This window comes from Burkholderia sp. BCC0419 (assembly GCF_902830285.1).
In the GTDB taxonomy this organism is placed as follows: domain Bacteria; phylum Pseudomonadota; class Gammaproteobacteria; order Burkholderiales; family Burkholderiaceae; genus Burkholderia.
This window is the reverse complement of sequence record NZ_CADESR010000001.1, coordinates 2,596,512-2,609,920: the sequence shown is the minus strand read 5'-3', so window position 1 is coordinate 2,609,920 and position 13,409 is coordinate 2,596,512. Positions and strand designations below refer to the sequence as shown.

At 67.3% G+C, this 13,409-nt stretch carries 12 protein-coding genes; 1 reads left to right on the top strand and 11 read right to left on the bottom strand.

Annotated features, from left to right (window positions below):
- Positions 1–23: 23 nt before the first annotated feature.
- Positions 24–1,580, bottom strand: a complete 1,557-nt coding sequence (locus tag HWW87_RS11715) for a UbiD family decarboxylase (protein ID WP_175820365.1) — start codon at positions 1,578–1,580, stop codon at positions 24–26.
- A gap of 598 nt (positions 1,581–2,178) precedes the next feature.
- Between HWW87_RS11715 and HWW87_RS11710 the strand changes: the two genes are divergently transcribed.
- Positions 2,179–3,306 carry a lytic transglycosylase domain-containing protein gene (locus HWW87_RS11710; RefSeq protein ID WP_175820364.1) on the top strand — a complete coding sequence of 376 codons (1,128 nt, stop codon included), beginning with the start codon at positions 2,179–2,181 and terminating at the stop codon, positions 3,304–3,306.
- 107 nt (positions 3,307–3,413) lie between these two features.
- Here HWW87_RS11710 and HWW87_RS11705 read toward each other — a convergent pair whose 3' ends face one another.
- The 10 genes from HWW87_RS11705 to HWW87_RS11660 all read right to left on the bottom strand — a co-directional run bounded on the left by HWW87_RS11705 (position 3,414) and on the right by HWW87_RS11660 (position 13,402).
- Positions 3,414–4,610, bottom strand: coding sequence for a pyridoxal phosphate-dependent aminotransferase (locus HWW87_RS11705; protein WP_175820363.1), 1,197 nt, complete (start codon positions 4,608–4,610; stop codon positions 3,414–3,416).
- A 70-nt stretch (positions 4,611–4,680) separates the two neighbouring features.
- The gene (nusB, locus tag HWW87_RS11700; RefSeq protein ID WP_175820362.1) at positions 4,681–5,118 is read right to left on the bottom strand and encodes a transcription antitermination factor NusB; all 438 of its coding nucleotides are present in this window, start codon (positions 5,116–5,118) and stop codon (positions 4,681–4,683) included.
- Positions 5,115–5,630 (bottom strand): 6,7-dimethyl-8-ribityllumazine synthase, encoded by a 516-nt coding sequence (gene ribH / locus HWW87_RS11695; protein WP_006476661.1) that lies wholly within the window; start codon positions 5,628–5,630, stop codon positions 5,115–5,117. Before ribH ends, nusB begins: the two co-directional genes overlap by 4 nt.
- 53 nt (positions 5,631–5,683) lie before the next feature.
- Positions 5,684–6,826 carry a bifunctional 3,4-dihydroxy-2-butanone-4-phosphate synthase/GTP cyclohydrolase II gene (gene ribBA, locus HWW87_RS11690; RefSeq protein ID WP_174433178.1) on the bottom strand — a complete coding sequence of 381 codons (1,143 nt, stop codon included), beginning with the start codon at positions 6,824–6,826 and terminating at the stop codon, positions 5,684–5,686.
- A gap of 157 nt (positions 6,827–6,983) precedes the next feature.
- Positions 6,984–7,502 (bottom strand): DUF1993 domain-containing protein, encoded by a 519-nt coding sequence (locus tag HWW87_RS11685; protein ID WP_174433179.1) that lies wholly within the window; start codon positions 7,500–7,502, stop codon positions 6,984–6,986.
- Positions 7,503–7,845: 343 nt separating this feature from the next.
- The gene (locus HWW87_RS11680; RefSeq protein ID WP_175820361.1) at positions 7,846–10,215 is read right to left on the bottom strand and encodes a family 20 glycosylhydrolase; all 2,370 of its coding nucleotides are present in this window, start codon (positions 10,213–10,215) and stop codon (positions 7,846–7,848) included.
- Positions 10,145–10,537 (bottom strand): BON domain-containing protein, encoded by a 393-nt coding sequence (locus HWW87_RS11675; protein WP_244107181.1) that lies wholly within the window; start codon positions 10,535–10,537, stop codon positions 10,145–10,147. The genes HWW87_RS11680 and HWW87_RS11675 overlap by 71 nt, the downstream gene beginning before the upstream one ends.
- Positions 10,538–10,619: 82 nt before the next feature.
- The gene (locus HWW87_RS11670) at positions 10,620–11,681 is read right to left on the bottom strand and encodes a porin (protein WP_244107180.1); all 1,062 of its coding nucleotides are present in this window, start codon (positions 11,679–11,681) and stop codon (positions 10,620–10,622) included.
- A gap of 297 nt (positions 11,682–11,978) precedes the next feature.
- On the bottom strand, positions 11,979–12,674 hold the full coding sequence (locus HWW87_RS11665) for a TetR/AcrR family transcriptional regulator (protein WP_175820359.1): 696 nt from the start codon (positions 12,672–12,674) through the stop codon (positions 11,979–11,981).
- A gap of 98 nt (positions 12,675–12,772) precedes the next feature.
- Positions 12,773–13,402, bottom strand: a complete 630-nt coding sequence (locus tag HWW87_RS11660) for a riboflavin synthase (RefSeq protein ID WP_175820358.1) — start codon at positions 13,400–13,402, stop codon at positions 12,773–12,775.
- Positions 13,403–13,409 lie beyond the last annotated feature (7 nt).

Sequence of the window (13,409 nt, the reverse complement as noted above, 5' to 3'; positions counted from 1 at the left end):
CGGCGGGCGCCGGCCGCAGGGCGTCAGAGGCCGATCTCCTGCCACAGCCGGTCGACGCGCGCCTTCACGGCCGCATCCATCTCGATCGGGCGGCCCCATTCGCGGCTGGTTTCGCCCGGCCACTTGTTGGTCGCGTCGAGCCCCATCTTCGAGCCGAGTCCGGCCACCGGCGACGCGAAGTCGAGATAGTCGATCGGCGTGCTGTCGACCATCACCGTGTCTCGCACCGGGTCGACGCGTGTCGTGATCGCCCAGATCACTTCCTTCCAGTCGCGGATGTTCACGTCCTCGTCGACGACCACGATGAACTTCGTATACATGAACTGCCGCAGAAAGCTCCACACGCCGAACATCACGCGCTTCGCGTGGCCCGCGTAGCTCTTCTTCATCTGGACGATAGCCATCCGGTAGCTGCAGCCTTCGGGCGGCAGGTAGAAGTCGGTGATTTCCGTGAACTGCTTCTGCAGCAGCGGCACGAACACCTCGTTCAGCGCGACGCCGAGCACCGCGGGCTCGTCGGGCGGCTTGCCCGTGTAGGTCGAGTGGTAGATCGCGTCGCGGCGCATCGTGATGCGCTCGACGGTGAACACCGGAAACCACTCCTGCTCGTTGTAATAGCCGGTGTGGTCGCCGTACGGCCCTTCGAGCGCGTGTTCGTACGCGGCCGCCGCATTGCCGGCCGGCCGTGGCGGTGCGCCGGCCGGCGCGGGGGCAGGGGCGCCTTCCTGCGGATGAATGAAGCCTTCGAGCACGATCTCCGCGCGCGCGGGCACCTGCAGCGTGTCGACGCCGGGCGTCAGGCACTTCGCGAGTTCCGTGCGGCTGCCGCGCAGCAGGCCGGCGAACTGATACTCGGACAGCGAATCGGGCACGGGCGTCACCGCGCCGAGCGTCGTGGCCGGATCGGCGCCGAGCACGACCGCGACCGGATACGGCTTGCCCGGGTTCTGCAGCGCGAACTCGCGGAAGTCGAGCGCGCCGCCGCGATGCGCGAGCCAGCGCATGATCAGCTTGTTGCGGCCGATCAACTGCTGACGGTAGATGCCGAGGTTCTGGCGCGACTTGTTCGGCCCGCGCGTGACCGTCAGGCCCCACGTGACGAGCGGCCCCGCATCGCCGGGCCAGCAGGTCTGGATCGGCAGCTTGTGCAGGTCGACGTCGGCGCCTTCCCAGACGATCTCCTGGCACGGCGGCGACGACACCGACTTCGGCGCCATGTCCCACACCGCCTTCGCGAGCGACAGCAGCTTGCCGGCGTCCTTCAGGCTCTTCGGCGGATCGGGTTCCTTCAGTGCGGACAGCAGGCGCCCGAGATCGCGCAGCGAACCGAGCGCGGCATCGTCGCCCGCATCGACGCCCATCCCGAGCGCGACGCGGCGCGGCGTGCCGAACAGGTTGCCGAGCACCGGGAACGCATGGCCGGGCGGCGCATTGAACAGCAGCGCGGGGCCGCCGGCGCGCAGCACGCGGTCGCACAGCTCGGTCATTTCGAGCACGGGCGACACCGGCTGCGTGACGCGCCGCAGTTCGCCGAGCGCCTCGAGGCGCTGAATGAAATCGCGTAAGTCTTTGTATTTCATGAAGAAGGTCCGGGCCACCCGCAGGGACGGGCAGCGGTGGGCGGGTGCAACGGCCGGCTGCGACCCCGAATCGACCGCCGATTTTACCCGGGCAGCCGCCCGGCCGCCCGGCGCAGAAAAAAGTCGACCGCGCGCAAACCCCCTACGGCACGGGGATTGCGTTCTGAAGAGCGATTCAAAATTACTTTTTGTTATGATTTCGAAGTTTTATAGTGTTGACGATCTATAAAACCCTGCTAGAATCCGCTCACATTGGCTGCAGGGTAAAAGGCTTCGAGCCGCCAATCACCGATCTTTGACGCAGCGCGTCACCGTCCGCCGAATCCTGCACGGCGTCTTCGACGGCTTTTGTCGTAGTCCCAGCCAGCGCTACCAGACGCTGGTTTTTTGCGTGGGTGCCACCGCGTATGCCCGCCTCGCCCACTGTGCGAAGGCGCCGGCCCTCTTACACCGTGGCCTCGAACGGTACTTATACCGTTTCCCCCGATGCTTGCGCGTCCCAACCAAGGCGTGCGGCGTCGTGATTCCGCGGCGCGTTTTCTGTCTCGCCATCGAGCTGAGCGAGCCGCACGAGTCATGTTCATGGGAGATGATCTGAATGAACGCTTGGTTATCGTGGCGTCCCACTGAGCAGCATGCGCAAATCGTGCGCAACATGCTGCGTCGCGGGACGCGTGTCAGTCACCATCTATTCAGCGTTGTCGGCTGTTTTGCTGTCGCGGTTGCGCTTGCACTGTGGCTGCTGCCAACCGTCCGCGGCACGCTCGCCGCGAAGCTGATGCCGGTCGTGTCCGCGGCCGTGCAGGCCGGTCCGGCCCGTCTGCTGTCCGGCCATCCGCTGCCGAACTTCGCGCCTGCCGGCGCGCAGCCGCAGCAGGAAGAGAGTCCCGAAACGGATGCGCTTGCGGTCGGCCTCGATGTCGCACCGGAAACCGCCGCTCAGGGCGCCCAGGGCGATGCGTCCGATCCGGCCCGTAACGGCCCGTCGCCCGTCGCGCTTGCGAAACTGATTCCGATTCAGCGTGTGGCCGCCGATGCCCGCGACGATCGCGCGCTCGCGTCGAACCGCGAACAGGCGCTCGTCGCCACCTATCTGTCGCGCCGTTACCGCGTCGCCCAGGAGCCGCTCGGGCAGCTCGTCAAGGCGGCGTTCCAGACCGGTCGTGACGTCGGCCTCGATCCGCTGCTGCTGCTGTCCGTAATGGCGATCGAGTCGGGCTTCAACCCGTACGCCGAAAGCGGCGTCGGCGCGAAGGGGCTGATGCAGGTCATGTCGAAGGTCCATTCCGACAAGTTCGAGTATTTCGGCGGCACCGACACCGCGCTGCAGCCGCTCGCGAACCTGCAGGTCGGCGCACTGGTGCTGAAGGACTGCATCGCGCGCGGCGGTTCGCTCGCGACCGGCCTGCGCCTGTACAACGGCTCGACGAACCCCGACGACAACGGCTACGGCTCGAAGGTGATGGCCGAACGCGGCCGCCTGCGCGACGTCGCGCGTGGCCGCAGCGTGCCGCTCAACGCGCCGCAGGCGCCCGCGCAACCCGCGAAGCCGATCGTCACCGCCGCTGCCGTGACGGCCGCGGCAGGCGGCGCGAAGCGCGTGCATGCGACGCTCGACGGCACGACGTCGGTCAAGGCGGCGCCGAAGGAAGCCGCCTCGCAGGACGATGCGAGCGTCGATACCGCGAAGCAGTCGCACGGCGATCATTCGGAGCTCGGCGCGTAACGTCACAGGCGCCGCGCGGCGCCGGCCGGCACGACATGCAAAAGGCACCCATTCGGGTGCCTTTTCCTTTTGCGGTACGTGAAGCGGCCGGTGCGCCGGCCGCGGCGTCAGCGTTGGCCGAACAGCGCCGCGAGCCGGTCGACGGCCTCTTCGAGCCGCGAGTAGGCCGTCGCATAGGACAGGCGGATATAGTCGTGCGGCGCATGGACACCGAAGTCCATGCCGGGCACCAGCACCACGCCTGCGTCGTGCAGCATCGCCTGCGTGAGCGCGGCGCTGTCGCCGGCCGCCGGGTGGGCCACGCCGCCGCAATGCGCATACACGTAGAACGCGCCGTCCGGCATCACCGGCACCGTGAAGCCGAGCCGTTCGAGCGCCGGTGCGATGAAATCGCGGCGGCGCTTGAATTCGAGCCGGCGTGTTTCGTAGATGTCGAGCGTCGCGGGTTCGAAGCAGGCGAGCGCCGCATGCTGCGCGAGCGCGGACGGGCAGATGAACAGGTTCTGCGAGAGCTTCTCGAACGTGCCGACGAGCGCGGGCGGCACGACGAGCCAGCCGAGCCGCCAGCCCGTCATGCTGAAATACTTCGAGAAGCTGTTCACGGTGATGACGTCGTCGCCGAACGACAGCGCCGATACGGGCGAGGCGTCGTAGCTGAGCCCCTGGTAGATCTCGTCGACGATCGTGAAGCCGCCGCGTGCGCGCACCGCTTCGACGATCCGCTTCAGTTCGTCCGGTTCGAGCGACGTGCCGGTCGGGTTCGACGGCGACGCGAGCAGCACGCCGCGCGTGCGCGCGTTCCAGTGCGTGCGGACGTCGTTCTCGGTGAGCTGGAAGCGCGCGTCCGGGCCGCTCGGCACGAGCACCGGGCGACCTTCGGCCGCCGCGACGAAGTGCCGGTTGCACGGATACGACGGGTCGGGCATCAGCACTTCGTCGTCGCGGCCGACCAGCGCGAGGCACGCGAGCAGCAGCGCGGCCGATGCGCCGGCCGTCACGACGATCCGCTCGGGGGCGATCGTGAGGCCGTACGCGCGCGCATAGTGCGCGGCGATCGCCTCGCGCAGCGGCGCGATGCCGAGTGCGCTCGTGTACTGCGTGACGCCGCGGCGCAGCGCGGCCGCGGCGGCCTCGACGACCGGCTCCGGCGCGGTGAAATCCGGCTCGCCGATGCCCATGTGGATAACATCGCGCCCCAAGGACTCGAGCCGCTGTGCCTCCTTCATCAGTTCCATCACATGGAAGGGCTGGATCGCGTCGACGCGTGCGGCGAGCGTGACGAGCGAATCGGCGGTGGTATTCATCGGCGGGCAGGGCGGAGGGGGAAAAGAATGAAAAACGGGCGCTTGCGCGCCCGTGGACAAACCAACGGTATCAGCCGTTGCGACGCGCCTGCGTTTCGGCGGGGCGCAGCTTCGCGGCCAGCTTGTCGAGCACGCCGTTCACGTACTTGTAGCCGTCGGAGCCGCCGAACGTCTTCGCGAGTTCGACGGCTTCGTTGATGATCACGCGGTACGGCGTTTCGACGTGGTGGGTGAGCTCGAACGTCGCGATCAGCAGCACTGCGCGTTCGACCGGCGACAGCTGCTCGATCGGACGGTCCAGCGACGGCGCCAGCGCTTCGACGAGCGTCGCATGCTCGCGGATCACGCCGTGCAGGATCGCTTCGAGCAGTTCCTTGTCAGCCTTGTCGTAACCGAGCGCGCCGCGCAGTTGCGCGTCGATCTCGCCGGAGGGCGCGTTCGACAGCAGCCACTGGTACAGGCCCTGCGTCGCCAGCTCGCGCGATTGTCGGCGGGCGCTCTTCTTCATGCGCGCTCCTCTTCGTCGTCTTCGTCTTCTTCTTCGTCCTCGTCGTCGCCGAGCTGGTCGAGGGCCATCGTCAGGTTGGCCATCTCGACCGCGACGCGTGCGGCGTCACGACCCTTTTCGGTCATGCGCGCGACGGCCTGCTCGTCGTTTTCGGTCGTCAGGACCGCGTTCGCGATCGGCAGGTTGAAGTCGAGGCCGATGCGGGTGATGCCCGCGCCGCTCTCGTTCGACACGAGTTCGAAATGGTAGGTCTCGCCGCGGATTACCGCGCCGAGCGCGATCAGCGCGTCGAACTGGCCGCTTTCGGCGAGCTTCTGCAGCGCGAGCGGGATTTCCAGCGCGCCGGGCACCGACACGAGCAGCACGTCTTCACCGGTGACGCCGAGGCGTTCCAGTTCTTCGACGCATGCGTCGGCGAGGCCGTTGCACACGGGTTCGTTGAAGCGCGATTGCACGATGCCGATACGCAGGCCGTCGCCTTCGAGATTCGGTTGGTATTGTCCGATTTCCATGATCTGGTCCGTGGTGTGGATGAACGGTTATAGGGCGAAAGCGCCGTGGCGGGTTACGCGTGGGACGCCGGGCAGGACTTGGCTTCGCCGCCGGGCATCGGAATGAAGCCCGTGACTTCGAGGCCGTAGCCGGACATGCTGCCCAGCTTGCGCGGATTCGACAGCACCTGCATCTTGCCGACGCCGACATCGCGCAGGATCTGCGCGCCGATGCCGAACGTCTTGAAATCGACCGGCCGGCGCTTGAGCGCAGCGGCCTTTTCTTCCTCGTCGAACGCCTTGAAGACGTCGATCAGGTGTTCCTTCGTATCGCCGCAGTTGAGCAGCACGATCACGCCGAGGTCGCGTTCCGCGATGTCGCGCATCGCGGCGTCGAGCGTCCACGAGTGCGTCGAGATGCCCGTCTCGAGCAGGTCGAGCACCGACAGCGGCTCGTGCACGCGCACCGGCGTATCGACGTCGGGCGACGGCGTGCCGCGCACCAGTGCGATATGCGGCGAGCCGCTCGGCTGGTCGCGGTACAGCACCGCGCGGAACGTGCCGTGCGCGGTCTGCATCGTGCGCTCGGCGATCCGTTCGATGATCGATTCGGTGCGGCTGCGGTACTGGATCAGGTCGGCGATCGTGCCGATCTTCAGGTTGTGTTCCTTCGCGAACTCGAGCAGGTCCGGCAGGCGCGCCATCGTGCCGTCGTCCTTGATCACCTCGCAGATCACCGCGGCGGGCGTCAGCCCCGCGAGCGCGGTGAAGTCGCAGCCGGCTTCGGTATGGCCGGCGCGCACGAGCACGCCGCCCGGTTGCGCCATGATCGGGAACACGTGGCCCGGCTGCACGATGTGCTCGGGGCGGACGTCGTGCGCGACCGCCGTGGCGATCGTGTGCGCACGGTCGGCGGCCGAGATGCCGGTCGTCACGCCTTCGGCCGCTTCGATGCTGACCGTGAACGCCGTGCCGTACTGCGTGCCGTTGCGGTAGGTCATCAGCGGCAGGTGCAGCTGCTTGCAGCGTTCCTGCGTCAACGTCAGACAAATCAGGCCGCGGCCGTACCTGGCCATGAAGTTGATCGCTTCCGGCGTGACGAATTCGGCGGCGATCACGAGGTCGCCCTCGTTTTCGCGGTCTTCTTCGTCGACCAGGATCACCATCCGGCCGGCTTTCAGCTCGGCGATGATGTCGAGCGTGGAGGCGAGCGTCATAAAGGGGCGAGAAAGAGGAAAGTGCGTATTTTACGCCAGCCGGGCGGCGTTTCGGCTGGCGTGGATCGCGCGGCGCCGGCGAGTGCTCCGGAAAGCGCTGCGGCCGGCCTCCGCGCGGGTGCGGACGGTTGCGGGCCGGGCGTTGCCCGGCCGCGCGTCACGCGTGCTCGTCGCGCCCGCCGAGGTAGTCCAGCTTGCCGAGTTCGACGCCGCTGTGGCGCAGGATGTCGTACGCGGTCGTCACGTGGAAGAAGAAGTTGGGCAGCACGAAATTCAGCAGGTACGACTGGCCGGTGAACTCGATCGGGCCGACGCGCATTTTCAGCACGATCTGGCGCGCCTCGCTGCCGTCGATCTGCGCGGCGTCGAAGCTTTTGAGGTAGTCGATCGTCTTCTGGATGCGTGCATGCAGTTCGTCGAAGGTCTGCTCGACATCCGGGTAGCTCGGGATCTCGGCGCCGGCGAGCCGCGCGGCGCAGCCCTTGGCCGTGTCGGTCGCGATGTAGACCTGGCGGACGAGCGGCAGCATGTCCGGATAGAGGCGTGCGCCGACGAGTACCGACGGATCGATCTGCTTTTCCGCCGCATGGGCCTGCGCCTTGCCGAGGATGTGCTGCAGGTTGGTGAGGCCGCGGATCAGGACGGGCAGCGAAGCCTGGTACATCGAGATGGACATGGGGACGACTCCTTGAGGAAGAGGGGCAGCCGACACGCGGCGCTTCGTGCGTCGCGGCGCCGAAACCGCTGCCGTTGCATCTTAGCGCGACGGGATGGCTCGTGCGTGTCGTTGGCCGTCTGGCCAGGGTGGCGCATTCGACCTTCGGCACGCTGCCCGGCCGTCGGATGCGCGGGGGCAGGGCAGACACGACGCGGGGACCGGGAGCGGTCGAGTGCCCGGGGCGACGCGGAAGGAGGGACGGCTGTGCGTGTCGCAAGCGGGGTACGGCAGCCGGATTGCGATGCGCATCCGGCTGCCGAACGGGCCAGGTCGCCTGCGGCCGGCCGCAGGCGAATGCCGGTCAGTCCTGACGGGCCGGGTTTGAACCGCCGGTTCCGCTCGCCGGGGCAGCGGCCTTGACGAGCGCCCGGATGCCGGGCGTAATCGTGACGATCAGGTCGGCCGGCGGTTGTGCCATCATCGCCGAGCGCAGGTAGGTCGACGAAGCCTGCTCCGCAGCCGCTGCCCGGTCGAGTACCGCGGCCACGCGCGCCGCGGCGTCCGCGGGCAGTGTTTGTCCGTTGCGCAACGCCTCGATCGCGGCCAGCCCGCCGCGCGCCATTTCCGCGAGGTCGTCTGATACCGGCAGCGCCGCTTCCAGTTCCGGTCGCCCGGCGGCGGCATCCCGGTACAGCGTCGGGTTATCCCGCCATATCCGCAGTTGCGCCTCGAGCGGCGCCGCGCGCGAACGGTCGCCGTTCACCAGGCGTTGCACGTCCCCGAGAAAGCGGTGCGCGAGCGGGGTGTCGATCGCTGCCGCGTCGGCAAGCCCCGTCGACGTCTGCCTGTCGCCGGCCGGCTTGCCGGCGAGCGCCGCCCGCTTGGTGCGATCATGGCCGATGAATTGCACCGGACGAACCGTGTCGAGCAACGTCTCCACGGCGCCGGCCCGATCGGGCGCCAGCCTCGCGACCATGCGCTCGCGGTTGCCGCGATCCTGAAGCCCCAGCAATCGCAGCGCGTTCTGCGTGGTGAACAGGCGTGCGTACATATCGTCGAGGTCGCGCACGTCGGCCGGCGACCAGAAGCGTTCGGCGATCGCGGCGGAAACGGGCCAGAGTTTCGCATCGAGCATTTCGTCGGTGACCTGCTCGCTCCATAGCGCGGCCTCGCCGCCGAGTACGAGACGCTGTTGCGCGGGCGTCAGCGGGGGCCGTGGCGCGACCACGAAACCGTCCACCACGTGACGCACGCGCGGACTGATCTTCCGGGCCGCGTCGGCTTCCTGCGCCGTGATGCCGAATGCTCCGGGATCGGTCGGATCCACGCCGTAGTAGGCGCTGGCGGGCAACTGATGATCGAGGTAGTAGCCCGACGACACGATCACCTTGCCGCCGGCCTCCGCCACCTTTGAAATGCCGTTCGACGTGCGCCATGTCTGGATGACGGTGTCGCCGTAGTCCGGCAGATCGGCCACTTCGTCCCAGCCGATCGTCTTCTTGCCGTATTTGGCGGCGATTGCGCGGATCCGGGCCTGAAAATACGCTTCGAGCGCCCTCGGCGACGCAAGCTGTTTCTCGCGCGCAAACGCCACGATGGCCGGGTTGTCCGACCAGGCTTTCGGCCCCAGCTCGTCGCCGCCGACGTGCAGGTAACGGTCGGGAAACAGAGTCGCCATCTCGCCGAGCAACCGGTCCACGAATCGATAGGTGCGCTCGTTCGCCGGATCGAGCGCGACGTTCATCACCGATTGCGGATCGTGCCGGTCGAAGCGGCCGGCGCCGAGTTCCGGATAGGCGGTGACGATCGCGCCCGTGTGGCCCGGCAGGTCGAATTCCGGCACGATTCTCACGCCGCGATCGGCGGCATACGCGACCAGATCGCGCATCTCCGCCTGCGTGTAGTACCGCCCGTCCGCGGCCGATTTCTGCAACGCCGGATAGCGCAGGCTTTCCACCCTGAAGGCTTCGTTGTCGCTCAGGTGCAAATGCAGGACGTTGAGCTTGACGAGCTCCATCGCGTCGATCTGGCGTTTCAGCGTCGACACCGTCATGAAGTGACGTGCGACGTCGATCATGATGCCGCGCCACGCGAAGCGCGGCGCATCGTCCACGGTCAGCAGCGGGAGCGAGACCTCCCGGCCGGCATGCCGAATCAGCTGGCGCAGCGTCGCCAGGCCGCGCAGCACGCCCGTGGGGCCGTCGGCGCGCAATTGAACGCCGTTCGTGCCGATGGCGAGCCGGTAGGCTTCCTTCCCGGCGTCGGCCTTGGAGGCCGGATCGCCGCTCCGGCAATCGATGTCGAGGCTCGGCCCCACCGTGTCGTCGGGATCGACGCCGGCGAGGCGATCGACGTCGCGCTGAAAGCGTCGACCGGCCCGATCGAGCAGCGTGCTGTTGCAGCCATGCCAGTTCAGGCCGAACGCGCCTCGCACGGCCAATGATCCGTCCGCCGTTTCCAGCGATTTCGGGACGGGCATCAGCGGCAGCGAAGCCTGCGCGAGCGTGGGCACGCAGCAGGAAAGAGTGCAGAGAAGACCGAGAATGAAGCGGGACGAGGACGGCGCGTGTCGGGCACGCGTTGCTCCGGATGCGGGTGCTTTCATCATTGATACGTCATCCTTGATTCGAGAGGAGGGGCGGTCGTTGTCCGTCGCGCGCTCACAGCAGCTGGCCGTTGAGGCGGAGCTGGTTGCGCACCGCGCCGCCGCTGGCCCGACGTGCCGCGTCAACCGCCAGGTCCGCCTGCTGCGAATCGCTGACGGAGCCTTGCAGCGTCACCTCGCCGTTGTGCACGCGGACGATGATGCGCGACGCGTTCAATCCTTTTGCCCGCGCGAGCGCCGCCTGGGTGCGCTTGCGCAGAACGCGATCCGTTGTCTTGCGTGCCTTCGTCGAATCGATTCCGGACGCCGGCTCGATTGCCGTGCGCGAGGCCGCGCCCGATGCGAGGTCGGGGCGCTCGGCGACGCCCTGTGCGCCGGCCAGACCGGCGCTCGTCATGCACGTTGCAGCCAGTGCCAGATGCAACAGCGTTCCAGCGAGTTTTTTCATCGGTTTTTCTCCACGTGTTTGAAATCCCGCAACGCCCGCCGGCAACGTGTCCGGCGGCGAAGCACGGTTGCATGAAGCCGGTTCAGAACCGGGTGATCATGCCGATCGATGCACCGGTGACGCCGCTGCCACCGGGACGCAGCCCGAGTGCGCCGATGTTCGCCGGGTCGCTCTTGTAGGCGCCGGTAAAGCCGTTGCGGTCCACTTCCGCGTAGAGTTCGGTGCGCTTCGACAGGAAGTATTCGGCCACCAGCCACGACGTCAGCTTGCGGCCGTTCGCGCCCGCTACGTTGCCGAGATTGCGGCCGGCGTCGTAGTAGAACGCGCCGGATACCTGGATTGCCGGCGCCGCCTGCCATGCGAAGCCGACCAGTTGAACGTTGTCGCGCCGCGTCGCGCCGCCGGGCTGGCGGGCGGTGGCGGTCGCCCTGAACAGCAGGTTCGACAGGTACATGCGTACCGGGCCGAGTTGCGCCGAGCCGCCGGCCAGGAACGTCTGCGCGTTCGCGGTGCCGTCCGGGCTGTAGGTTTTCTCGTAGGTGGCGCCGATCGACGCGCCTCGATACTGGTACATCCCGGCGATCGAGAAGTTGGTTCCGGCGCGCACGCTGCCGGCCACGCCGCCCGGGGAGTAGCTGGCGGCGAACCGGAAGCCGCCGGCCTCGCCGAGATACTTGATCGTGTTGTCGAAGCGCGAGTCGAGCGTGAAGTAGTTGCCGAGGAACAGCACCGGCGGCTCGGTCGTCAAGCTGCCGAGACCGCCCGCCGGATCGAGCAGAATGGCGAGATCCTCGCTGGCATTGAACTGCCGGCCGAGCGTGAGCCGTCCGAAGCGGCTCGACAATCCCACGTAGGCCGTCTGGGAGAACAGCGTGCCCGACGAGGCCAGCGCGCCCGTTCCCTGCGTGAAGGCGCCGGCCATCGCGAAGATCGCATTGACGCCGCCGCCCAGATCCTCCCTGCCTTTCAGGCCGAAGTTGCTGCCGGACACGATGTTGTTGTCGAACATCACGCGGCTTCCGCCCTTGACGCCGTTTTCCCACCGTATGCCGCCGCCGGTGGTGCCGAACAGCGTTACGCTGGATTGCGCATGGACCAGACATGGCAGCCCCGCCAGCCATATCGCCAATAACCGTTTCTTCACGTGTTGTCTCCTGATTTTATTCGGCATCCTGATTTTTATTTGTCGTTCGGCACGACCCGCTGCGTCGACGGGCGAGCCGATCGAATGGCTTTACCGGCTACGCTCGTGTGTCGCACGGCAATTCGACCGTACGGACGATGCTATAAGCAATACATATGGCTTGTAAATAGAGGAAAGGTTCGTGGCGGGACGGGACGGAATAGGCTCGAACGAGGGGGCGCCCCGATTGACGGGCGCGCGCTCCCATGTCGGCTGGCAGGGCCGGTCAATGCGGTCCGGTCTGGACCGGGGCGGCGATCAGTCGGCGCAGCGGCGCGGGGCGGCGTTTCCGGGGGCGGCGTGCGTCGGCGAGGCCATGGCGTTACCGAGCAGTTGCAGGACGATCGATCGCCAGGTGCCGAAGGCCGCTGCAACTTCGGTGAGGTCGCCTTCGGTCACGGCCTCGACCGTCAGCCCGCGAATGAGGGCGCCCGTTAGCAGATCGAGTTCCCTGACCCGCTCGCGTGCGTCGTCGCCGGCGCTTTCGCTGACGGTGTTGGTCACCTTGATGAATTCGTCGCTGGATCGATCGCGGACTTCGGCGATGGCCTGATCCAGTTCCTTGTCGCTGCGTCTTGCCAGATCGATTTCAATGCTGGCCGCAAACAATGGTGTTCCGATCAGCGAACCGGCGATATCGAGCAACCGCCCGACGAGGGCCAGCGGGTTCGCGGCATCCTGCGCGGCTTCCTTGACGTGCTTCAGGCGCTCCTGGATCAGGCGCTCCTGCACGGCCGCCATCAGCATCGCCTTGGTCGGGAATTGATGCTGCAACGCGCCGATGCTGACCGCGGCCGCCTTCTGGACGGCGCGCGTGGTTGTTCCGGCGTAACCCTCCGTGTGCAATAGCCCGATTGTTGCGGCGATCACGCGTTCGCGCGTCGCGTGGCTGCGCTCGGCCTGCGAGCGCCGGCTCGTGATTTCCGCGTCGCCGCTGGATCGACTGCTTGCCATCGTCCGTCTCGTCTCGATGATTGCTGCGTCCGCGACGCTGGCGCAGCGTGTTGGTATGGGTATATCGCTCGTCGTTACGTTCGCGACGAGGCGGACGATCAGTCCTGATGCACGCCCTGCGAGGCCGACAGCATCCGCTCCACGTACCGCGCGATCATGTCGATTTCGAGATTGACCTTGTCGCCGGCCTTCACGTGACGCAGCGTCGTGACTTCGACCGTGTGCGGAATCAGGTTGATCGAGAATTCGCAGCCGTCCGCGCGATCGTCGACCGTATTGACGGTCAGGCTCACGCCGTTCACCGTGATCGAGCCCTTGTACGCGAGATAGCGGCCGAGTTCGCGCGGCGCGACGATCCGCAGTTCGTGCGACTCGCCGACCGGTGCGAAGCGCGACACGGTGCCGAGCCCGTCCACATGGCCCGACACGATATGCCCGCCGAGGCGGTCGTGCGCGCGCAGCGCCTTCTCGAGGTTCACGTCGCCGGGCTGTGCGAGGCCGACCGTGCGGTTCAGGCTTTCGCGCGACACGTCGACGTCGAACGCGGTATCGGTTTTTTCGATCACCGTCATGCACGCGCCCTGGATCGCGATGCTGTCGCCGAGCGCGACATCGGCGAGGTCGAGGCCGCCGGCGTGCACGGTCAGCCGCACACCCGCGTCGGGCGACGCGCCGAGCGGGGCGATCGATTCGATGCGGCCGACGGCCGCGACAATTCCGGTAAACATCGTGACG